At 75.6% G+C, this 20,211-nt stretch carries 20 protein-coding genes and 1 pseudogene; 6 read left to right on the top strand and 15 right to left on the bottom strand.

Going from position 1 to position 20,211, the window contains the following annotated elements:
• Positions 1–63: 63 nt before the first annotated feature.
• The gene (locus FH609_RS04380; protein ID WP_139670590.1) at positions 64–939 is read right to left on the bottom strand and encodes a helix-turn-helix domain-containing protein; all 876 of its coding nucleotides are present in this window, start codon (positions 937–939) and stop codon (positions 64–66) included.
• A gap of 242 nt (positions 940–1,181) precedes the next feature.
• Between FH609_RS04380 and FH609_RS04385 the strand changes: the two genes are divergently transcribed.
• Both FH609_RS04385 and FH609_RS04390 read left to right on the top strand, forming a co-directional pair.
• Positions 1,182–1,685: an ATP-binding protein gene (locus FH609_RS04385; RefSeq protein WP_193318000.1), complete on the top strand. Its 504-nt coding sequence runs from the start codon at positions 1,182–1,184 to the stop codon at positions 1,683–1,685.
• A 9-nt stretch (positions 1,686–1,694) separates the two neighbouring features.
• Positions 1,695–2,120 carry a hypothetical protein gene (locus FH609_RS04390; RefSeq protein WP_139670594.1) on the top strand — a complete coding sequence of 142 codons (426 nt, stop codon included), beginning with the start codon at positions 1,695–1,697 and terminating at the stop codon, positions 2,118–2,120.
• A 122-nt stretch (positions 2,121–2,242) separates the two neighbouring features.
• On the opposite strand, the gene FH609_RS04395 is transcribed toward FH609_RS04390, so the two are convergent.
• Positions 2,243–3,157 carry an ADP-ribosylglycohydrolase family protein gene (locus FH609_RS04395; protein WP_139670596.1) on the bottom strand — a complete coding sequence of 305 codons (915 nt, stop codon included), beginning with the start codon at positions 3,155–3,157 and terminating at the stop codon, positions 2,243–2,245.
• A gap of 93 nt (positions 3,158–3,250) precedes the next feature.
• On the opposite strand from FH609_RS04395, the gene FH609_RS04400 reads away from it, so the two are divergent.
• Both FH609_RS04400 and FH609_RS31440 read left to right on the top strand, forming a co-directional pair.
• A complete protein-coding gene (locus FH609_RS04400; protein WP_139670598.1) occupies positions 3,251–4,312 on the top strand; it encodes an MsnO8 family LLM class oxidoreductase in 1,062 nt (353 codons plus the stop codon).
• Positions 4,313–4,359: 47 nt separating this feature from the next.
• Positions 4,360–4,633: pseudogene (locus FH609_RS31440) on the top strand (EamA family transporter); the annotation flags it as partial.
• A gap of 224 nt (positions 4,634–4,857) precedes the next feature.
• Here the strand turns inward: FH609_RS31440 and FH609_RS04410 are convergent.
• Positions 4,858–5,268 carry a winged helix-turn-helix transcriptional regulator gene (locus tag FH609_RS04410; protein WP_405379056.1) on the bottom strand — a complete coding sequence of 137 codons (411 nt, stop codon included), beginning with the start codon at positions 5,266–5,268 and terminating at the stop codon, positions 4,858–4,860.
• Positions 5,269–5,374: 106 nt separating this feature from the next.
• On the opposite strand from FH609_RS04410, the gene FH609_RS04415 reads away from it, so the two are divergent.
• On the top strand, positions 5,375–6,220 hold the full coding sequence (locus FH609_RS04415; RefSeq protein WP_139670600.1) for an NAD(P)H-binding protein: 846 nt from the start codon (positions 5,375–5,377) through the stop codon (positions 6,218–6,220).
• A 26-nt stretch (positions 6,221–6,246) separates the two neighbouring features.
• On the opposite strand, the gene FH609_RS04420 is transcribed toward FH609_RS04415, so the two are convergent.
• The 6 genes from FH609_RS04420 to xylB all read right to left on the bottom strand — a co-directional run bounded on the left by FH609_RS04420 (position 6,247) and on the right by xylB (position 13,332).
• Positions 6,247–7,569: a carboxyl transferase domain-containing protein gene (locus FH609_RS04420; protein ID WP_405379059.1), complete on the bottom strand. Its 1,323-nt coding sequence runs from the start codon at positions 7,567–7,569 to the stop codon at positions 6,247–6,249.
• The gene (locus FH609_RS04425) at positions 7,566–9,017 is read right to left on the bottom strand and encodes an acyl-CoA synthetase (protein WP_139670602.1); all 1,452 of its coding nucleotides are present in this window, start codon (positions 9,015–9,017) and stop codon (positions 7,566–7,568) included. Before FH609_RS04425 ends, FH609_RS04420 begins: the two co-directional genes overlap by 4 nt.
• Positions 9,018–9,118: 101 nt before the next feature.
• Positions 9,119–9,889: a DUF4239 domain-containing protein gene (locus FH609_RS04430; protein WP_139670604.1), complete on the bottom strand. Its 771-nt coding sequence runs from the start codon at positions 9,887–9,889 to the stop codon at positions 9,119–9,121.
• A gap of 21 nt (positions 9,890–9,910) precedes the next feature.
• Complete coding sequence (locus FH609_RS30830; RefSeq protein WP_193318001.1) at positions 9,911–10,477, bottom strand: hypothetical protein; 567 nt, start codon at positions 10,475–10,477, stop codon at positions 9,911–9,913.
• 185 nt (positions 10,478–10,662) lie between these two features.
• On the bottom strand, positions 10,663–11,823 hold the full coding sequence (locus FH609_RS04440) for an ROK family transcriptional regulator (protein WP_139670752.1): 1,161 nt from the start codon (positions 11,821–11,823) through the stop codon (positions 10,663–10,665).
• Between the two features lie 75 nt (positions 11,824–11,898).
• Positions 11,899–13,332: a xylulokinase gene (gene xylB, locus FH609_RS04445; RefSeq protein ID WP_139670607.1), complete on the bottom strand. Its 1,434-nt coding sequence runs from the start codon at positions 13,330–13,332 to the stop codon at positions 11,899–11,901.
• A gap of 102 nt (positions 13,333–13,434) precedes the next feature.
• Between xylB and xylA the strand changes: the two genes are divergently transcribed.
• Positions 13,435–14,616: a xylose isomerase gene (gene xylA / locus FH609_RS04450; RefSeq protein WP_139670609.1), complete on the top strand. Its 1,182-nt coding sequence runs from the start codon at positions 13,435–13,437 to the stop codon at positions 14,614–14,616.
• Positions 14,617–14,707: 91 nt separating this feature from the next.
• Here xylA and FH609_RS04455 read toward each other — a convergent pair whose 3' ends face one another.
• From FH609_RS04455 to FH609_RS04480, 6 genes are all read right to left on the bottom strand, one after another.
• The gene (locus tag FH609_RS04455; protein WP_139670611.1) at positions 14,708–15,112 is read right to left on the bottom strand and encodes a VOC family protein; all 405 of its coding nucleotides are present in this window, start codon (positions 15,110–15,112) and stop codon (positions 14,708–14,710) included.
• A gap of 157 nt (positions 15,113–15,269) precedes the next feature.
• Complete coding sequence (locus tag FH609_RS04460) at positions 15,270–16,277, bottom strand: ArsR/SmtB family transcription factor (RefSeq protein WP_139670613.1); 1,008 nt, start codon at positions 16,275–16,277, stop codon at positions 15,270–15,272.
• A 263-nt stretch (positions 16,278–16,540) separates the two neighbouring features.
• Positions 16,541–17,401: a DMT family transporter gene (locus FH609_RS04465; RefSeq protein ID WP_264372780.1), complete on the bottom strand. Its 861-nt coding sequence runs from the start codon at positions 17,399–17,401 to the stop codon at positions 16,541–16,543.
• 327 nt (positions 17,402–17,728) lie between these two features.
• Positions 17,729–18,532, bottom strand: coding sequence for an alpha/beta fold hydrolase (locus FH609_RS04470; RefSeq protein ID WP_139670617.1), 804 nt, complete (start codon positions 18,530–18,532; stop codon positions 17,729–17,731).
• Positions 18,533–18,670: 138 nt separating this feature from the next.
• Positions 18,671–18,982 (bottom strand): hypothetical protein, encoded by a 312-nt coding sequence (locus tag FH609_RS04475; RefSeq protein ID WP_226961391.1) that lies wholly within the window; start codon positions 18,980–18,982, stop codon positions 18,671–18,673.
• A gap of 109 nt (positions 18,983–19,091) precedes the next feature.
• Entirely contained in the window at positions 19,092–20,114 is a 1,023-nt protein-coding gene (locus FH609_RS04480; RefSeq protein ID WP_139670619.1) for a TerC family protein, read from the bottom strand.
• Between the last annotated feature and the right edge of the window lie 97 nt (positions 20,115–20,211).

Consider the following 20,211-nt stretch of genomic DNA (forward strand, 5'->3'; position numbering starts at 1 on the left):
GCCGGCTCACAACCACCCCGCCACGCAGGGGAGTTCGTTCCGGAGTGCGCCGCGCCGCGGCTCTCAGAGTTCGGCGCGGAGCGAGGCGAGGATCTCGGGGGTGCGGGTGTCGGGCGACGCCTGGGCGCCCAGCCGGTCCAGGGCCTCCCGGTAGACGAGGACGTCCGCCCGGTCGTCGAGGTAGACCGCGCCGATCAGGCCCGCCAGATAGACCACGTCGGGCAGTTCACGCGCGCGGAACCGGAACAGGTGGAACGCGCCCGCGCCCAGCGCCGGGTGCGGCCCCCGCCCGAACCGCATGATCTGGAGCGTCACATGCGGGAGTTCGCACAGCTCCAGCAGATGGTCGAGCTGCTCACACATCACCGCCCGGCCGCCCACGGGCCAGCGCAGCACCGTCTCGTCCATCACCACCCACAGCCGGGGCGGGTCGGCGCGCCCCAACAGCTCCTGCCGGCGCATCCGCAGCGCCACCCGCCGTTCCAACGCCGCCGGCGCGGCGTGCGGGTTCTCCGTGCCGAGCAACGCCCGGGCGTAGGACTCGGTCTGGAGCAGGCCGTGCACGAACTGCGGCTCGTAGGCGCGGATCTGACGGGCCGCCTGTTCGAGGTTGAGATAGGCGGCGAACCAGTCGGGCAGCACATCGCGGTAGGTGTGCCACCAGCCGCGCTTGTTGGCCTCGCGGACGGTCTTGAGGAAGGTGTCGACCTCCTCGCGGTCCTCGACCCCGTAGGTCTCCAACAGCTTCTCGACATCGCCCAGTCGGAGCCGGGCGACCTTGGCCGCCTCGATCCTGCGGATCGTCGAGTGGCTCACGCCCAACGCCTCGCCCGCCTGGTGGTAGGAGAGCCCGGCGCGGCGGCGCAGCTCCTCCAGCTGCCGGCCCAGGATCATGCGCAGCACGGCCGGTGCGCCGCCCCAGTCCGTTCCCTGGATCATCTGACGCCTCCTCGCACCGTGCGCGACGCGTCCCACGGCGTTCGCTCGTGAACCCACCCTAGAGTCATGGCAGTGGCGATATGCAAATTGCAACTTACCTGTTGCGGACTGAACTTGGCAGTGCCAGAGTGACTGGGAGCGTTTACTCCCGGCATGATCCGTGGCCGGACGCGGGGGAAATACCCTCTCCTGTCCGGTTCTTGACGGTTTCTGTGCGCGCATCAGCAGAGAAAGGCAGCGCCATGCTCTCCCTCGCCGCCGCGGCCACACAGCGATCCTCACGACCCGCCCGTGGTGAGCTTCGCTTCCGGCTGCCCGCCGAGCTGAGAGCCGCCGGCCAGGCGCGCCGCCGGGTCCGGGCCGCCCTCGCCGCCTGGGGCGTGAGCGACGAGACGGCCGAGACGGTGGAGCTGGTGATCTCCGAGCTGACCGCCAACGCCGTCCAGCACACCGAGAGCGCCACCGTCGACTGCCGGCTCTGGGAGGCCGGCGACCGGCTCGGCGTCGAGGTCACCGACGAGCACGCCGGCTGTCGAACGCCGCGCCCGCGCGCCGCCGGCGTCGACGAGGAGTGCGGGCGCGGGCTGGCCCTGGTCGACGCGCTCAGCCTCCGCTGGGGTGTGGACACCGCGTGGCAGGGGATCGGCCAGCGCGTCTGGGCCGAACTGCCGCACGACGCTCGGGAGAACGACGCGGCGGTCCCGGCCGGCCGTGGACCGAACCGTCCCGCCGAGCAGAGGTTCTGACGCCGCCTTATGGTTCAGTTCACCCACCCCACGCCCCGCCCGCGTCACCTGCGGCTGGTGCACAGCCGTCGCCCCGGCTGGCTGGAGAGCGACGTCGTCGAGATGCCCAGGGAGCACGGCCACCGCGTGCTGTCCGGCCTGCCCCGGCCCGGTGCGATCTTCGCGGTCGGCCCCAGCTGGTGGTGGCCCGTTCCCAGCGGCTCCCAGACCGGCATGTGCTGGCCGGCGCCCACCCGCTACCTCACCGACGTCCGGCTGGCCATAGCCGCCCCGCCCGAATGGGCCGGCGAGGGCCTGTGGGCCCCCCGGCTGATCCACTGGCCGCACCACGGCATCCCCTACAGCCAGCCGCTGTTCCTCTTCATCTCCGTCTGCCGCCTGGCCGGCGTCGACCCGGTGGCCACCACCACGGCGGGCGACCTCACGGCGACCTAGTTAGGCGCTTGCCCGCAGGTCATGGTGTGGGCCGGTGGGGGCGTGCGGGGCGCGCACCGGCTTCGCCGGCCTGCCCCGGGCGGACGCCCCGTCTCGGCCCCGGCCCGGCGGCAGTCCCGCCCTCACGCTGCCGGCGCCCACGCCGGCAGCGGTTCCGCGCGGCGTAGCCACTCCTCGGGGGCGGCGGCCACGCCGACCCGTGCCGCGACCACGCCGCCGGTGATCGCGCAGGTCGTGTCGACGTCCCCGAGCCCCTCGGCCACGCACCACAGCGCCCCGGTCAGATCGTCGAGATGCCGCGCGGCCGACCACAGCGCGAACGGCACCGTGTCGTCCGCCCGCATCCGAGCGCCGCTGCCCAACGCCTCGGCGGCCGTGCCCGGCGCGGTCGCCGCCGGCAGCGTCGCCCCCCGTTCCAGCCCTTCCCGCACCAGGCCCGCCGGCGTGAACCCGGCGACCCGCCGCAGCAGCGCTCCCGGGTCCACCGGCCCGCGCGCCGTGACCGCCAGCGCCGCCGCCACCGTCACCGCGACCGCGCCGGCCACGCCCTCCGGGTGCCGGTGGGTCACCTCGGCCGCGACCACCGCCCGCTCGGCGGCCAGCCCGGGATCGCGGGCCAGCAGCGCGCCCAGCGGGGCGGCCCGCATGGCCGCCCCGTTGCCCAGGCTGCCCTCGCCGCCGAAGAGCGCCCGCGAAGCGGCCCGCCACGCCCCCGGCTCCTCCGCCAGCCGGGGCAGCAGCTCGTGCATCCCCGAGGCGTAGCCGCGCCCGTCGTCCGCCCGGTACGCCAGCCCGAACTCCCGGGCCACGGCGTCCGGTTCGACCGCGCCGTCCGGCCACGCCGCGCGCAGCAGCGCCGCCGCGAGCGCGGTGTCGTCGGTCCACGGCCACCGGTCCGCCCCTGGTGTGCGCCGGGCCCGGATCAGCGCCAGCGCGTCCCCGCCCGCGCGCAGCACCGGAAACCAGGTCTCGCCGAACGCGTCCCCCAGCGCCAGACCGCGCAGGCTGTCCAGGGCCGCCACCGTGCCACGTCGCATCCCCCCATCCTGCGCCACCGCCGCCCGGCTCGGCCAACCACCGCCGGGAATCCACCGGGAATCCGCCGGCGGGCCGCCGCGTTCCAGCAGGACATGAGCACCGCGCCCGCGCCCGTCGCACCGCCCGCCGTCCTGGCCGAAACCCGCTGGTCCGTCCTGGACCGCGCCCAGGTCAGGGCCGGGCGGACGCCGGCCGAGGCGCTGCGCGCCACGGTCGACTTCGCCCGCGAGGTCGAGCGGCTCGGGTACCACCGGTTCTGGGTGGCCGAGCACCACGCGGTGCCCGGCGTCGCCGGCGCCGCGCCCACCGTGCTGGCCGCCGCCGTCGCGGCCGCCACCGAACGAATCCGGGTGGGCACCGGCGGCGTCATGCTGCCCAACCACCGGCCGCTGGTGGTCGCCGAGCAGTTCGGCGTGCTGGCCTCCCTGTACCCGGGCCGCATCGACATGGGCCTGGGCCGGTCCGTCGGCTTCACCGGCGCCGTGCGCCGCGCGCTGGGCGCGGAACGGGAGGCCATGGACGACTTCCCCGCCCAACTCGCCGAGCTGCTCGACTACTTCGCCGGCCGGGGCCCGGTGCGCGCCGTTCCCGCGCAGGGCCTCGACGTGCCGGCCTTCGTGCTCGCCACGGGCGCCGGCGCCGACATCGCCGCCGACCTCGGCCTGCCCCTGGTGCTGGGCGCCTCGGCCGACGCCGCCCGCACCCGCGCGGCCGCCGAGCGCTACCGGGACCGCTTCACGCCCCGCGCGCCCGGGGGCGCGCGCCCCTACCTGGTGCTGGCGGTCAACGTGGCGGTCGCCGAGACCGCCGACGCCGCGCGGCGCCGCCAGCTGCCGGAGGCGTGGGCCGTGGCCCACTCCCGCACCCGGGGCGACTTCCCGCCGCTCCAGCCGCCGGCCGCGATCGCCGAGCGGCGGCCGACCGAACGGGAGGCCCGCTATCTGGCGGAGGCCCTGGCCGGGCAGGTGCACGGCGACGAGGCCAGCGTCGCCCGGCAACTGGCCGAGCTGGTCACCACCACCGGCGCGGACGAGGTGCTGGTCACCTTCGCGACCCACGACCCGGCCGAACAGCTCGACTCCTACCGCAGGTTGGCCCGGCTGGCCGGCCTCCGACCGGTCCCGACCCATCGTGCAACGCGATCGATGGGCTGACGAACATGTGGTGGACTCATTGATCGTCGCGGGCCGAGACTGCCGCCATGACACCTCCGCTCAGCCCGGAGCGAGACGGCGACCCCGCGTCGGGCGTGCTCGGGCGCACCGCCCTGACGGCGCTCGCCCCCGCCGTGTGGGGCACCACCTGTGTGGTCACCACCGAACTCCTCCCGCCCGGGCACCCGTTCTTCGCCGCCCTGCCGCGCCCTGCCCGCCGGGCTGGTTGCCGTGGCCGTCGGCCGGGCGCTGCCGCGCGGCGTCTGGTGGGGGAGGGCCACCGTGCTCGGCGTGCTCAACATCGGCCTGCTCTCGCCGCTGGTCGCCGCGCTGCTCGGCGCCGCCCTGCTCGGTGAGACCCTGGGGCCGGTGCGACGGCTGGGCTTCGCCCTTGCCCTGGCCGCGATCGTCGTCGGCCAACTCCCCGACCGCGCCAGCGCCTTGACCCTCACCCGCGAACGGCCCGGCGCCCCGGCGGGACCGACCCCACGACCCGGGCCTGACCCCGCCCGCCACCCGTTGAACGGGCCCGCGACCGGTCGTCGTCAGGCGCGCGGCGAGCCCGCCTCGTCGTACCGGGCCCTGGCCGCCTCGACCCGGTCGAGGTGGCTGCCCGCCCACTCCGCGAGATGCGCGAAGAGCGGCGCGAGGCTGAGTCCGAGTTCGCTGATCTCGTACTCGACGCGTGGCGGCACCTCCGGATGGTAGGTGCGGACCACCAGCCCGTCGCGCTCCAGCTGGCGCAGGCGCTGGGTGAGCACCTTCGGCGTGATGCCCCCGATCCGCCGCTCCAACTCGACGAACCGCTGCCGGCCGAACGCGTGCAGTGACCAGAGGATCGGCGTGGTCCACCGGCTGAACACGATGTCCACGACGGGGGCGATGGGGCAGGCCGCCTCCGGGTCGGCCGCGCCGGCCATGGCTTCGGGGGTCCAACGGCCCGCCTCGGTCGTCATGCGTCACATCCCTCCGGGGTAGTCACTTTCTCCTGGGTACCTACTATATCGAGCCTGTTAACGTCCCGGTCGTCGCAACAGAGAGCGGCTGACAAGGGAGTTCAGAATGATCGTGGTGACCGGAGCGACCGGGAACGTCGGACGGCCGCTGGTGCGGGCCCTCGCCGAGGTGGGGGAGCGGGTGACGGCCGTCTCGCGGGACAGGGCCCCGGTGGACCTGCCGGACGGGGTCGGTCATACGCCGGCCGACCTGGCGCGGCCCGAGACCCTGCGGCCCGCCCTCGACGGCGCCGAGGCCCTCCTCCTGCACGACGGCGGCGCCGGCGGCCACGGGCTGGACCCGCGCGCCCTGCTGGGCGTGGCCAGGGACGCCGGGGTGCGGCGGGTGGTGCTGCTGTCCTCGCAGGGCGTGGTCAGCCGGCCGGACTCGGTCTCGCACGGCAGCGTGCTGCGGGCCGTCGAGGAGGCGGTGCGCGCCTCGGGCCTGGCGTGGACGATCCTGCGGCCGGGCGGCTTCGCCTCAAACGCCCTCGCCTGGGCCGGCTCGGTGCGCGCCGAGCGGACCGTCGCGGCGCCCTTCGGCGACGTCGGCATCCCGGTGGTCGACCCGGGCGACATCGCGGCCGTCGCGGCCGTGGCCCTGCGCAAGGACGAACACGCGGGCGCCGTCTACGAGTTGAACGGACCGGCCGCCGTCACGCCTCGGCAGCAGGCCGAGGCGATCGGCGCCGCCCTCGGCGAGCCGGTGCGGTTCGTCGAGCTGACCCGGGCCGAGGCGCACGCCCGGATGACGGCGTTCATGCCCGAGCCCGTCGTCGAGACCACGCTGGACGTGCTCGGCGAGCCCAACGCCACCGAGCTGCGGCTCAGCCCGGACATCGAACGGGTCACCGGCCGGGCGCCCCGCTCCTTCGCCGACTGGGCCCGCCGCACCGTCGAGGCGTTCCGTTAGCGAACACCGCACCGGGGGGCGTCGGGTCAGCCGACGATGCCCCGGGCCAGCCCCATCGCCACCAGGTCCTGGGGCCGCAGCCGCAGCCGTTCGGCGACCTCGGCCACCGCCGAGGGATCGGACACGTCCCGCTTCAGCACGGCGGCGGCTGGCTCCGGGGCCAGCACCGAGTAGTAGCTCCCCGGCGTCACCCAGATCCGGCCCGGCGCGGTCAACGCCACCGCGCCGCCCGAGCCACCCTCGCCCACCACCAGGGTGGTCACCGGGACGCGCGCCGCCGCCAGCGCCGTGATCGTCTCCGCGACGGCCGCGCCCACCCCCTCCCGCTCGGCCCGTGCGTCGTTGGCCGCGCCCGGGGTGTCCACCAGGGTGAGCACCGGGATCGACAGCCGGTCCGCGAGCCGGATCAGCCGGGTCGCGGACCGGAACCCGGCCGGCGTGGTGCGCGTCCCCAACTGTGCCACATAGCCCGCCGAACGCCCGCCCGCCTCGCCCAGCCCGACCAGCAGCCCCGGGTCGGGGCAGGCCAGCGGCGCCAACCGGCCGAAGGCGGCGGCCAGATGGGCCCGCGCGCGCGGCCGGCCGGCCGACCTGGCCCGTTCCACCGCCTCCCAGCCGGTCGCCGGCGGCGCGCCGCCGCCCGGCACCGAGGGAGGAGGCACCGGGCCCCGGGCCGGGCGGGTCAGCAGCGCCAGCCAGCCTGCCACCGCGCCCGGCAGCTCCTCCCACGCCACCAGCGCGTCCACCTGCCCGGCGGCGGCCTGCGCCTCGGCGGTGTAGGCCGCCGGGTCCGCGCCCTCCGGCCGCACCCGGGCGCCGGAGAAGCCGACCTGCACCCCGGGCAGCGCCAGCCGCACATCGGCGCCCGCGCCCAGCGTCGCCCAGCTGCCCCCCGTCACCGGACCGGCCAACACCGCCAGCTGCGGCAGCCCGGCCGCCCGCAGCCGGACCATCTCCCGTGCGATCGCCTGGAGTTGGGTCAGTGCGTGCATCCCCTCCTGCACCCGGGTGCCGCCGGAGGCCAGCAGCGAGACCACCGGTAGCCGCAGGTCGCGCGCGGTGCGCAGGGCCGCGCCGATCCGCGCCCCGGCGGCCCGGCCGATCGAGCCGCCGAGGAAGCCGAACTCGAAGGCCAGCAACACCGCCTCGCACTCCCCGACCCGACCCACCCTGGCCACCACCGCCTCCGCCTCGCCCGAGCGCGCGGCGGCCCGCGCCAGGCCGGCGTCATAGCCCGGCCAGCCCAGCGGCCCGCCGGCGGGCCCCGCCTCGAACCCGACCGGCAGCGGCCTCGACCCCGGCGCCACCGCGTCCAACAACTCCCGGGCGGGGCGGGCCGGTTGACTCACACCAGCTCCCGCTTCAGCACCTTGCCCAGGTCGTTGCGGGGCAGCGCGGCCAGGAACCGCACCTCGCGGGGCCGCTTGTGCGCGGCCAGCTGCCCGACCACATGGTCGCTCAGCTCCTCCAGCGTCGGCGGCGCCGCCGGGTCCCTCGGCACCACCCAGGCCACCACCCGTTCCCCCAGGTCCGGGTCGGGCGCGGCCGTCACCGCCGCCTCGGCCACGCCCGGGTGGGCCAGCAGCACGTTCTCGATCTCGCCGGCGCCGATCTTGTAGCCGCCGCTCTTGATCAGGTCGGTCGAGCGCCGCCCCACGATCCGGTAGCCGCCCGTCGAGTCCCGGGTGGCCATGTCGCCGGTGCGGAACCAGCCCTCCGCGTCGAACGCCTCGGCCGTCGCCTCCGGGCGGTTGAGATAGCCGCTGAACAGGTTCGGCCCGCGCACCTGGATCTCGCCCACCGTCTCGCCGTCCCCGACGTCCAGCGGGCGCCCCGCGTCGTCCACCAGCCGCACCTCCACACCCGGCAGCGCCATGCCCACCGTTCCGGTGGCGGGCGGCCCGTCGGCGCGGACGCTGGTGTTCATCAGCGTCTCCGTCATCCCGTAGCGCTCCACCACCCGGCGCCCGGTGGCCTGCCACAGCCGCTCGTGGTCGGGCAGCGGCAGCGGCGCGGAACCCGAGACCAGCAGCCGGGCCCCGGCCAGCGCGTCCGCCAACGCCCGGTCCTCTTCGACGGTTTCGGCCAGCCGGTGGTACATCGTTGGCACCCCGAACAGCACCGTGCCGCCCGAGGTCAGCGCCCGGCGCACCCCGTCCGGCGAGAAGCGGCCCAGGTGCCGCACCGTGCCACCGCGCCGCAACGGGCCCAGCACGCCCAGCACCAGGCCGTGCACATGGAACAGCGGCAGGCCGTGCACCACCACGTCCCGCTCGGTCCATCCCCAGGCGTCGGCCAGCGCGTCCAGCGTGGCGGCCACCGCCCGGCGGGAGAGCAACGCGCCCTTGGGCGGCCCCGTGGTGCCCGAGGTGTAGACGACCAACGCCGGCAGCTCGGGGTCGACAGCCGCCGGCCCTTCGGGCTCGGCCGCGTCGGCCGCCACGTCGACGGCCACCTCCAGGACCGGCAACCCGGCCAGCGCCGGCGGCAGTTCGGCGACGCCGGGCGGGGTCAGCAGCAGCGAGGGCTCGCTGTCGCCCACCACATGGGCCAGCTCGCGCGCCCCGCTCTTCGGGTTCAGCGGCACCACCGGCACGCCGGCCAGCAGCGCGGCGACCACCGCGACGGCGGTGCCCGGCGTCGGGGTCGCCCACACCGCGACCCGGGTCTGGTCACGCAGCGCCCCGGCGAGCGTGAGGGCCACCGAACGCAGCGTCGGGTAGTCGAGTATCTGGTCACCGAAGTGCAGCGCGGGCTTGGCTGGCGCGTTGTCCAAGGCCGGGAACAGGGAACTCATCCGCTCATGCTAAAGGCTCGGCCGACCCCGGGCGGGGCCGGCCGAGCGCGCGCGGCTCGGTCTCCGTCGGCTCGGTCCGCGCCGGCCCGGTCTTCGCCGGTTCAGTCCCCGCCGGCCACCCCGGGGAAGAAGTTCTGGAACGCCTCGGTCGAGTCGCCGAGGGCCCGGGCGTAGGGCGCGTCGAAGTACCAGATGAGGAAGAGCAGAAAGGTGATCAACGCGCTGAACAGGCCGGCGAGCAGCAACTCCCGCCCCGAGCGCTGGATCTGGAGCGTGAACACCATGCCCACCGTCACCGCCCCGCCCGCCAGCAGCCCGAACCACACCACCGCCGGCATCGTCGACTCCGCGCTCTGGCCGCGCCCGGCCCGCGCCTCGTCCACGGCCGCCGCCTCGTCCAACAGCGCCTGGTAGGCGGTGATCTCGGCGACCGTCGTCGGCTCGCGGTCGGCGATGGTGGCCCGCAGCTCGGTCAGCGACTCCTCGCCCTCGTCGGTCAGTTCGCCCGACTCCAGCATGTGGTCCCACTCCGGGCCCACGACCCGCGCGACATAGGACTCCACGGACGAACGGATCTCGGCCGCCCGCTCGGGCGCGAACACCGCCGCCCGCTGGTCCATCTCGTGCAGCGCCTGGGCCTCCTGCCGCACCCACTCGTCGGCCGCCGAACGCTCCTCCCAGACCCCGGCGATGGCCAGGCCCAGCACGATCGCGTAGACCACGCCGATCATCATCGTCATGTACTCGATGACATCGGGCGTCTCGGTCGGGTCGTCCTCCTCGCCCTGACGCCGTTGCCGCACCACGGCGACCAGCAGCACCACCGAGCAGGTGGCGAGGACGGCGAAGGTGAGAACCAGCCATTCGGACATCGATCGGTCTCCTGGGACGGGCTAGGCCGCGCCGGAACGGGCACGGGAACGGGGGCGCAGCACGGCGGCGGCCAGCACGGCCGGCGTGACGACCAGCACCATCCGGCTCACCAACGACCCCTCCCGCGCGGCGGGTTCGGGGTCGGCGGCGGCGCGGGGCACGGCCGGCGGCGGCCAGACGGCGGGCGGAACGGGGGACGGGGGCGGCTGCTCGGGCGGCTCGGCGTCGGCCGGCGGCGCCGGGTCGGGCGGCGGGGAGTCCTCGGGCGGTGCGGGGCCGGGCGTCGGCTCCGCGACGGCCGGCGGCATCGGCGCCGGCGCGGCGGAGCGCTCGGGTGCCCGTGGCTCCTCGGTGGGCGCCGGCCGGGGCGACTCCGTCGGCTCCGGCGCCGGCTCGTCGGGGGGCGTCGGCGTGGGCTCCGGCGTCGGGGTCGAGCAGTCCCAGAAGACGGGCTCGCCCGCGATGGCGCAGGAGTCGGCGGGTCGGCCGTGCGCCGCCGCCGGCCCGCCGCCGAGCGCGGCCGCCAGCGCCAGGCCGGCGCCGGCAGCGCCGAGGGTGCTCCACCACGTTCGCTGCCCAGTCGTCACGGGGGCGATCCTCCGCCCCCCACGCCCCACGCGGGGCGGATGCGCCGGCTTTTCGCCTTATCCGGTGAACCGATCAACCCCTGCGGGGGGACGGCCGATCTCCCGTACGGATAACGGGAGTTGTCCGGTGAGGCACCCGCCCGCTCCCGGCCCCCGGGCCGGGGCGCCCGGCCCGCCGGCCCCCGTCACGCCAGGAGGCGGGCCGGGTCGTCGAGGGCGGTGCGGACGGCCAGGCCGGCCGCGCCGCGCAGCGGGCCGTCGGGGCCCAGCGGCGAGGCCGTCACCGGCAGCGGCGTCTCGCGGCCGCCCGCGGCCACCGCCGTCCGCCGCCCCAACTCCCGCCGCAGCGGCGGCAGCAGCCACGGCGTCAGCCGGGTCAGCGAGCCGCCGATCACCACCTGACGCGGGTCCAGCAGGTTGACCGCGCCGGACAGCGCGATGCCCAGCGCCGTGCCGGCCCGCCGCACCGCGCGCAGCGCGCCCGCCTCGCCCGCCTCGCAGCGCGCGGTCAGCGCGCCCAGCCGAACGCCGGGCCCCGGCTCGATCCCGGCGGCGCGCAGCACCGCCTCCTCGCCGGCGTAGGTCTCCAGGCAGCCCCGGCCCCCGCAGCCGCAGACGGGCCCCTCGGGACGCACCGGAACGTGCCCCAACTCGCCGCCGAACCCGTGGGCCCCGCCCAGGAGTTGGCCGTCGACCACCACCGAGGCGCCGATGCCGATCTGGGCCGAGACATAGACGAAGCTGTCGGCCGCCGGCTCGGTGCGCGACCACAGCTCGGCCAGCCCGCCCAGGCTGGCCTCGTTGTGCACGGTGACCTCGCCGAGGTCGTCGGGCAGCAGCCCGGCCAACTCGACATCGCGCCAGCCCAGGTTGGGCGCCCGCAGCACCGTGGCGCTCTCCCGCAGCACCAGCCCCGGCACGGCGACCGCGAGCCCGGCCGGCCGCAGCCCGACCCGGGCGGCCTGGGCCCTGGCCCGACTCGCCAGGGCCCGCACCTCGGCGAGCACCTCGGCCGGTTCGCGGTGTTGGGCGCGGAACTCCTTCTCCACCCGCACCCGGATCTCGCCCCGCAGGTCGGCCGCGCACACCGCGAGATGGTCCACGCCGATCTCCGCGCCGAAGCCGCACGGCCCCCGGTCGGTCAGCCGCAGCTGGCTGCCAGGCCGGCCCACCGCGCCCGACCGCCCGGGGCCCTCCTCCACCAGCAGCTCGCCGCGCAGCAGCTCGTCCACCAGGGTGGAGACCGCCGCCCTGGTCAGCCCGATCCGCGCGGCCACCGTGGCGCGGGAGAGCGGCCCCTCGGCGGCCAGCGTGTGGAGGACCCGCGAGAGGTTGTGCTGCCGCATCGCCGACTGCGGCGTGGTCGTCGCGGGCTGGGCCACCTGAACGTCCGTTCTCTCAAGGGTCGTTGGCCGACTTCCTCAGGCCCGCCGCAGCAGCGCGTCCGCGTCCGCCAGCGTCGTCCCCAGCCGTTCCAGCGCGGCCTCGTCCCGTTCCACCGCCGGCAGCGCCGGCCCCCGCGCGGTGTCCCAGCCCCGGGCCACGGCGGCCGCGTCCCGCCCAAGCAGCAGCCCGGCGGCCTGTGCCGCCGCGCCGAGCGCCACCAGCTCCTCGGCCACCGGCACCCGCACCGGCCGGCCCGAGAGCCGGCGCACCGTCTCCCGCCAGGCCGTGCCCCGCGCGCCGCCGCCGATCAGGAGGATCGGCTCGTTCGGGTCGGCGCCCTCGTCGAGCACCAGGTCGAGCGCCTTGAGCAGCGCGAAGACCGCGCCGTCGTAGGCCGCCTGCAACAGCTGCCCGGCGGTGGTGTCGTGTCGCAGCCCGTGCACCAGGCCCGAGGCGTAGGGCAGGTCGGGGGTGCGTTCGCCGTCCAGGAACGGCAGCACCACGGCCGAGCCGCCCGCCTCCACCGCCTCCCGGTCCCGGCCCAGCAGGGCGGCGAACCGGTCGACGGCCAGCGTGCAGTTGAGGGTGCAGGCCAGCGGCAGGAACGCCGAGCCGGCGTCCGCGAAGCCGGCGACCGTGCCGGTCGGGTCGGCCGGGCGGCGCTCGGAGACCGCGTAGACCGTGCCCGAGGTGCCCAGGCTGAGCACCGGGCTGCCGGGCGCCAGGCCCAGGCCGAGGGCACCGGCCATGTTGTCGCCGGTGCCGGCGGCCACCGGGATGCCGGCCGGCAGCGGCAGGCCCTCGGCGACCGTGCCGGCCGCCTCGCCCGGCGGAACGACCCGGGGCAGCAGCGCCGGGTCCAGGCCCACATGGGCCAGGATCTCCTCGTCGTAGGCGCCGGTCGCCGTCGACCACCAGCCGCTGCCCGAGGCGTCGCCCCGGTCGGTGGTGCCGGCCGAAACCGGCGCCCCGGCGAGCCGCCCCGTGAGGTAGTCGTGCGGCAGCCGCACCGCCCGGGTCGCGGCGGCGGCGGCCGGCTCGTGCTCGGCCAGCCAGGACCACTTGGTCACCGTGAACGAGGCGGCCGGCACGCTGCCGACCCGCTCCGCCCATGCCTCCGGCCCGCCCAACTCGGCCAGCAGCCGGTCGCGTTGGGGCGCGGAGCGGGTGTCGTTCCACAGCAGCGCGTTGCGCACCGGGCGGCCTTCGGCGTCCAGGGTCACCAGCCCGTGCTGCTGGCCGGCGACCGCGACCGCGCCGGCCCGCTTCGCCGGCTCGCCGCACTGCGCCAGCGCCGAGGTCAGCGCCTCCCACCACACCTCGGGATCGCTGTCGTGCTCGGCGGTCACCTGGTGCGGCGCCTGGCCCCTGGCCACCACCGCGCCGGTGGCGGCATCCACCACCAGCACCTTGGTGGACTGGGTCGAGCTGTCCACACCGACCACCAGGGGGCCTTCTGCTGCGGTCATGAGCGCGGTCCTCTCTGAGCCGAAGGGGGTTCCTAAGGCGGGTCCCCGCATACTAATTTGTTAACGGCCATGACGAAATAGCTGGGGAGCCGAGGAGCCGCCATGTCAGCTGAGAAGTACCAGCCCACCCCCGAGGACAAGTTCAGCTTCGGTCTGTGGACCGTGGGCTGGCAGGGCCGCGACCCGTTCGGCGAGGCCACCCGGCCCGAGCTGGACCCGGTCGAGTCCGTCAACCGCCTCGCCGAGCTGGGCGCCTGGGGCGTCACCTTCCACGACGACGACCTCGTCCCGTTCGGCGCCTCGGCCACCGAGCGCGACGGCGTGATCAAGCGCTTCCGGCAGGCCCTGGACGCCACGGGGCTGGTGGTGCCCATGGTCACCACCAACCTGTTCACCCATCCCGTCTTCAAGGACGGCGGCTTCACCGCCAACGACCGCGACGTGCGCCGCTACGCCCTCCGCAAGGTGCTGCGCAACATCGACCTCGCGGCCGAGCTGGGCGCGAAGACCTTCGTCGCCTGGGGCGGCCGGGAGGGCGCCGAGAGCGGCGGCGCCAAGGACGTGCGGGCCGCCCTCGACCGCTTCAAGGAGGGCTTCGACCTGCTGGCCGACTATGTGGTCAGCAAGGGCTACGACCTGCGGTTCGCCATCGAGCCCAAGCCCAACGAGCCGCGCGGCGACATCCTGCTGCCGACCGTCGGCCACGCGCTGGCCTTCATCGACCGGCTGGAGCGGCCCGAGCTGTTCGGCGTCAACCCCGAGGTGGGCCACGAGCAGATGGCGGGCCTCAACTTCCCGCACGGCATCGCCCAGGCGCTCTGGTCGGGCAAGCTGTTCCACATCGACCTCAACGGCCAGACCGGCATCAAGTACGACCAGGACCTGCGCTTCGGCGCCGGCGACCTGCGCTCCGCCTTCTGGCTGGTCGACCTCCTGGAGACCGCCGGCTACGAGGGCCCGAGGCACTTCGACTTCAAGCCGCCGCGCACCGAGGACTTCGACGGCGTGTGGGCCTCGGCCGCCGGCTGTATGCGCAACTACCTGATCCTGAAGGAGCGGGCGGCGGCCTTCCGCGCCGACCCGGCCGTCCAGGAGGCGCTGCGCGCCGCCCGCCTCGACGAGCTGGCCCGGCCCACCCTCAACGAGGGCGAGGGCTTCGAGGAACTGCTGGCCGACCGGTCGGCGTTCGAGGAGTTCGACCCCGAGGCCGCCGCCGCGCGCGGCATGGCCTTCGAGGCGCTCGACCAGCTGGCCATGGACCACCTGCTGGGCGTCCGGGGCTGACCCCGGACCGGACCGACCGCCGGGCCCGCCGTCCCCGTACCCGGGGGCGTCGGGCCCGGTGCCGTCGCAGGTCGTTGTCCGAACGTCGTGGTCAGGCGGCGTCGGGGGAGGCGTCGGGGAAGAGGCAGAACTCGTTGCCCTCCGGGTCGGCCAGCACCAGGTGCTCCTCGTGGCGGGCCACCACCCGGGCGCCCAGCTCGACCAACCGCTCGGTCTCGACGGCCGGTTCGGCCGCCTTCAGGTCCAGATGGACGCGGTTCTTGCCGGCCTTCGCCTCCGGCACCAGCTGGAACCACAGGCGCGGCCCGCCGCCGCCCACCCGCTCCACCAGCACGGTCGGGTCGTCCTCCGGGTCGTCGATGCCCTCCGACCGCAGCCGTTCCAGCTCCGCCTCGTCATAGGGGGCCACCGCGTAGCCCTCCAGCGCCCGGGCCCAGAACCTGGCCACGGCGGAGGGGCGCGCCGCGTCGAAGACGATGTCGTGAAGGTGTGCCATGCGCCCCATCCTTGACCCGCGCGCCAACCCCGCGCCAACGAGATTCCCCGCCGACGAGTCTTCGCGCCGAACGCCCGCGCCGACGAGTCTCCGCGCCGAACGCCCGCGCCGACGAGTCTCCGCGCGGAACGCCCGCGCCGCGCGCGCCGGCGCCGCGTCAGCCCCCGCCGTTGAGGACGCCCAGGCCCAGCGGGGTCGCCGTGTGCAGGGCCGTGTTGCGGTGGCGCGCGGTGTGGGTGAGGCCGGCCGTGCGCAGCACCGTCGCGTGCTGGCTCGCGCTGGCCGGCGAGATCCCGGTGCGCCGGGCGAGTTCGGTGGTGGTGCAGCCGGGGTGCTCGGCGATGGTCCACAGCACCATGGCGCGGGTGTGCCCCAGCAGCGCCGCCAGCGAGTCCGGCACGGTCGCCAGGGCCCGCGCGGTGGCCACGGCGGGCAGCAGGGGCTCGGAGTCGGGCGAGCCGACGGGGTAGGTCAGATACGGCTGCGGCCGCGCCGTCGCGTCCACCAGCGGATGGACCGCCCCGAAGACCGAGGGCACCAACAGCAGCCCCTCGCCCTCCAGATGGACGTCGCCGTCCGTCCCCGAGGCCATCGTCAGCTCCAGAACGGGCGGCCGCCACCGGATGCGGCGCGGGTTGAGCGCGGAGAGCAGCGCGTGTGTCCCGCCCTCCGCCGCCTGCCGCTCGCGCAGCGTCCGGTCCGCACGGGCGAGCGCGGTGATCCGGTCCCGGCAGGGCGCGACGGCCTCCCGATGGACATGGGTCACGGCGTCGGCCAGCTCCCGCAGCAACTCCCGGTCGTTGCCGAGCGCCCGCGTCCAGCCGGGCACCGGCCGGCCGCGCCGCTCCGCCCACCGCCGCATGTCCGCCCTGACCCGGGAGGCCGGCGTGGCGCGGATCGCCTCGGCCGCCTCCTCGACGGAGTCGGCCATCGCCCGGTCGAGGAAGCCCACCGACCAGCCCGTCGGCGGCACCAGGTCGAACAGCCGCCGCGCCCCCGGCGCCAGGCGCCGCAGCGACCTCCCGCGCCAGGCCCCGAACCGGGTCGGCTGGCTCGGCTCCTGGAGCAGTCGCAGGGCGAGGTCCAACTCCAGCATGGCGCGCGGCTCCTGGGCCAGGCGGGTGCGGGCGACGTCCTCGGCGGTGAGGTGGATACGCAGGGGCATGGAGGAGAGCATGTCCCGGATGTCGTTGTTCGGGCCAGGCCACAACAGGTCGCACCGTGCCGGGCCGCCGGCCATGATCGTGGGGGAGGGGCGCCCGGGCGGAACGAGGGGGGGACCGCGGCGGGGGAGGCTCCGCCGGCGAGGAGCGGCACGTCGGCGGAGGCACTGGACCCTCTGGGTGCCCCGTCCCAGGGGAAAGCGGTGGCCGGTCGTGACCCGAAGCCTCGGCCGGCCACCGCCTTCGGAAGGCTCCCCCGCCGGCGTCAGCGGCGGGGGCCCACCGACCCCCGCGCGGTGAGCGCGGTCAGCCCGAGGGCGACCAGCGCCACCCCGAACCAGCCCCACGCGTCGAGCCGTTCGTCGACCACCAGCACCGCCAGCACGGCGGCCACCAGCGGCTCGAACAGGCTCAACGTCGTCGCCGCGCTCGTCCGCACCCGCACCAGCCCCGCGCCGAAGAGCAGATAGGCCAGGCACATCGGCACCACGGCCAGGTAGCCGACCACCGCCAGGCCGCGCGCCGAGCCGAGCAACGGGCCCCCGGTGACGGCCAGCACCGGCAGCAGCACCAGCGCGCCCAGCCCGAAGAGCGCCCCCATGGTGGCCCGCGCCGGGTGCCCGCGCCGGATCACCCGGGAGGCGCAGTAGGTGTATCCGGCGTAGGCGACGCCCGCCAGCACGCCCAACGCCACGCCGGCGGCCGGCCGTTGGCCCGAGGGGGTGCCGCCGTCGCCGGCCAGCGTGAGGAGAACGCAGCCGAGTCCCGCGGCGAGCGTCGCGCCCCACCAGCGGCGGCTGAGGGACAACCCCTCACAGCACCGTTCCAGCAGCGCGGCGAAGACCGGCGCCGAACCGACGCTCACCACGGTGCCCACGGCAACGCCGGCCCAGGCCATCGCGGTGTAGAACGCCAGCGGGTAGCAGACGACGGCGGCGGCGCCGGCCAACGCCCAGCCCAGCGTGGCCCGTTGGAGCACCGGCCGGACCGAGCGGCCGGCGAGCGCCAGGGTGAGCAGCCCGCCGATGCCCATGGTGGCGGCGCCGATGGACAGGGCCGACGCGCCCTCGGGCGCCAGGCTGGCCGTGGTCCCGGTGGTGCCCCACAGCCCGGCGGCCGCGAGCACCAGCCAGGCCCCGCCGCGCGGCCGCCGCCCCGCCCGAGCGGCACGGGTGGAACGGGGGAGCCCCGCGCCGCCGGAGCGGCCGGCGGCCTCAAGGGAACGTGCGGAGGAACCAGAGGAACCAGAGGAACGAGAAGATGCGAAGAAAGACGTCATGGGTGAGGTGTCCTGCTCCATGGTGAATCCGACGAGGGACCGGTAGGAGGGCACACTCAGGAGAGCCGGCGGCCGGATGCGGCGGCCGGTGGGAATGACGCGCGAGCCGTGCCCTCAGCGGGCGATCGGCGGGGAGATGACCCGGTTGCGGAACGTCGACGGCATGACGCCAGGCTAGCCGACCGCCGCCACCCGGCGACACCAGCCCTCGATCAGGGCCGCCACCTCGGCCGGCCGCTCCTCGTGGACGTAGTGGCCGCAGTCGGGCCAGGTCAGCTGGGTCGAGAGCGGATGCCCGGGCAGCGCGGCCTCCCAGGCGGCGGCCTCGGCGCTCGTGTGCAGCGCCAGCGCCGGGCAGCGCCGCCCGCGCAGGAACGCCTCGGCGGCCGGCCGCCGCCCGAAGGCGTCCGGCGCCAGATACATCGCCTCCCGGTAGGCGGCCAGCACCGCCGGATCGGCCGCCGCCAGCAGCCGGCGGTGCCGCTCGGTCACCTCGGGCGGGGTCGCCGGGCCGCTGGCCCGGTCGGCGAAGCGGGCCGCCCAGGCCGCGCCCTCCCGCTCCAAAGCGGCCTGCTCGGAACGGAGTTGGTCGAGCGTCGCGGTGCCGCCGAAGCCGGTGGCCACCGTCACCGTGGCCCGCGTCAGCTCGGGGTGGTCCACGGCGAGCGCCGCGACCACCTGCCCGCCCATGGAGTGCCCGACCGCGACCACCGGGCCCACCGACCCGGCGTCGAGCCAGGCCGCGAGGTCGGCCGCGACCAGCCGGGGCGTGTGCCGACCCGGGCGGGCGCGGGTGGCGCCATGGCCCGGCAGGTCGGGGGCCAGCAGCCGGTGCCGGTCGGCGAGCGCCGCCGCCACCGCGTCCCACTCGTGCCGGTCGCCGCCCCACCCGTGCACCAGCAGCAGCGTGGCCCCGGCGCCCCCGGCGGGGGCCCCGGTGTCGAGCGCGGCGAACGTCGGCGGGCGGCCGGTGGACATGGCGACTCCGGGAACGGGACTCTCAACCGGGAACGGGGACCTCGACCGGCGACAACCGGTACGGAACGGGCCGGGGCGTCGGACGGAACGGGCCGGGGCGTCGGGCGGCGCCACCGTGGTGACCCCGCCCGGCCTCGATCAGCTGTCGTCGTTCTTGCCCTTGCGCCGGAACCAGCGGCGCTTGCGCGGCTTGTCGCCGCGCTTGCGCGAGCCGCCCCGGCGGCCCGAGCCGTGCACCCAGCCCGCCGGCGGCTCGTCCGAGCGCCAGGGCTGGGGGGCGGGCCCGCCGTCCTTCCACCGCTCGCGCAGCATCCGCGTGCGCGCCGTCGGCTCCCGGACCTCGGCCTCGCGTATGAAGCTCTCGTCCAGGACCAGGTTCTCCCAGTCCTCCTCGCGTGGGGCGTCGTCACCGCCCTGCGGCTCCTCCTGACCCGAGGGCCCCGTCCCCATGAGCTGCCTCCTGTCCACCGTTGGTGCGCGGAGTCCCACGCCAGGTAAACGCCCGAGGCCGCCGCCGGGTTCCGGCGGCGGCGTTCGGGTCACGGTACCGGAGGCGAGGTCAGGAGCGGTGCTCGGCGGACTCCGCCGACTCCTCGTCCGCGCCCTCCGACCCGTTCTCCTTCGCGGCCCGGGCGGCGGCGCGCTCCTCGCGGCTGGCGTACAGGCTGGTGATGGTGGTGACGATCAGCACGCCGCAGATGACGCTCAGCGAGAACGCGGTGCTGATCTCCGGCGTGTGCACCCCGTTCTCGTGGAGCGCGTGGAGCACCAGCTTCACGCCGATGAAGCCGAGGATCACCGACAGGCCGTAGGAGAGGTGCACCAGCTTCTCCAGCAGCCCGCCGATCAGGAAGTACAGCTGGCGCAGGCCCATCAGCGCGAACGCGTTGGCCGTGAAGACGATGTAGGGCTCCTCGGTCAGCCCGTAGATCGCGGGAATGGAGTCCAGCGCGAAGAGAATGTCGGTGCTGCCGATGGCCAGCATCACGATCAGCATCGGCGTGATCAGCCGGCGGCCGTTCTCCCGGATCACCATCTTGGTGCCGTGGTAGCGGTCGGTGGCGGGAAAACGCCGCTCCACCATCTTCAGGAAGCGGTTCTCCTCGTACTCCTCGCCCTCGTCCTTGGAGCGGGCCTCCTTGATCAACTTCCAGGCGGTCCAGATCAGGAACGCGCCGAAGATGTAGAAGACCCAGGAGAAGTTCGCGATCAGCGCGGCGCCGGCGGCGATGAACCCGGCCCGCAGCAGCAGTGCGATCAGCACGCCCACCATCAGCACCCGGGACTGGTACTGCGCCGGGACGGCGAACTTGGTCATGATCAGCACGAAGACGAAGAGGTTGTCCACGCTCAGCGACTTCTCGGTGACATAGCCGGCGAAGAACTCGCTCGACGGCGTGCCACCCTCGAACACGGCAAGACCGATCCCGAAGAGGATCGCCAACACCACCCAGAACACCGTCCACACGGTGGCCTCCTTCATGGAGACCTCGTGTGGTTTGCGTCCAAAGAAGAAGTCCACGGCGATCAGGGCGCACAACACCACCACGGTGAGCACCCACACGGTCAACGAGACGTCCACTCTTCCTCCGGTCTTCCTGCGCGCGGCATGACGGGCTTCCGCGCGGCGTGCCGTCGCGGCTTCGCCAATGGTAATGGAACGGTAAAGTAACGAGTTC

The sequence above is a fragment of the Streptomyces sp. 3MP-14 genome, from assembly GCF_006334905.2.
Lineage (GTDB): Bacteria > Actinomycetota > Actinomycetes > Streptomycetales > Streptomycetaceae > Streptomyces > Streptomyces triticirhizae.

What these genes read in the sequence shown, in the direction of transcription:
- FH609_RS04380 (WP_139670590.1), bottom strand. Translation starts at nt 939, where the DNA reads ATGATCCAGGGAACGGACTGGGGCGGCGCACCGGCCGTGCTGCGCATG.
- FH609_RS04385 (WP_193318000.1), top strand. Translation starts at nt 1,182, where the DNA reads ATGCTCTCCCTCGCCGCCGCGGCCACACAGCGATCCTCACGACCCGCC.
- FH609_RS04390 (WP_139670594.1), top strand. Translation starts at nt 1,695, where the DNA reads ATGGTTCAGTTCACCCACCCCACGCCCCGCCCGCGTCACCTGCGGCTG.
- FH609_RS04395 (WP_139670596.1), bottom strand. Translation starts at nt 3,157, where the DNA reads ATGCGACGTGGCACGGTGGCGGCCCTGGACAGCCTGCGCGGTCTGGCG.
- FH609_RS04400 (WP_139670598.1), top strand. Translation starts at nt 3,251, where the DNA reads ATGAGCACCGCGCCCGCGCCCGTCGCACCGCCCGCCGTCCTGGCCGAA.
- FH609_RS04410 (WP_405379056.1), bottom strand. Translation starts at nt 5,268, where the DNA reads ATGACGACCGAGGCGGGCCGTTGGACCCCCGAAGCCATGGCCGGCGCG.
- FH609_RS04415 (WP_139670600.1), top strand. Translation starts at nt 5,375, where the DNA reads ATGATCGTGGTGACCGGAGCGACCGGGAACGTCGGACGGCCGCTGGTG.
- FH609_RS04425 (WP_139670602.1), bottom strand. Translation starts at nt 9,017, where the DNA reads ATGAGTTCCCTGTTCCCGGCCTTGGACAACGCGCCAGCCAAGCCCGCG.
- FH609_RS04430 (WP_139670604.1), bottom strand. Translation starts at nt 9,889, where the DNA reads ATGTCCGAATGGCTGGTTCTCACCTTCGCCGTCCTCGCCACCTGCTCG.
- FH609_RS04440 (WP_139670752.1), bottom strand. Translation starts at nt 11,823, where the DNA reads ATGCGGCAGCACAACCTCTCGCGGGTCCTCCACACGCTGGCCGCCGAG.
- xylB (WP_139670607.1), bottom strand. Translation starts at nt 13,332, where the DNA reads ATGACCGCAGCAGAAGGCCCCCTGGTGGTCGGTGTGGACAGCTCGACC.
- xylA (WP_139670609.1), top strand. Translation starts at nt 13,435, where the DNA reads ATGTCAGCTGAGAAGTACCAGCCCACCCCCGAGGACAAGTTCAGCTTC.
- FH609_RS04455 (WP_139670611.1), bottom strand. Translation starts at nt 15,112, where the DNA reads ATGGCACACCTTCACGACATCGTCTTCGACGCGGCGCGCCCCTCCGCC.
- FH609_RS04460 (WP_139670613.1), bottom strand. Translation starts at nt 16,277, where the DNA reads ATGCCCCTGCGTATCCACCTCACCGCCGAGGACGTCGCCCGCACCCGC.
- FH609_RS04470 (WP_139670617.1), bottom strand. Translation starts at nt 18,532, where the DNA reads ATGTCCACCGGCCGCCCGCCGACGTTCGCCGCGCTCGACACCGGGGCC.
- FH609_RS04475 (WP_226961391.1), bottom strand. Translation starts at nt 18,982, where the DNA reads ATGGGGACGGGGCCCTCGGGTCAGGAGGAGCCGCAGGGCGGTGACGAC.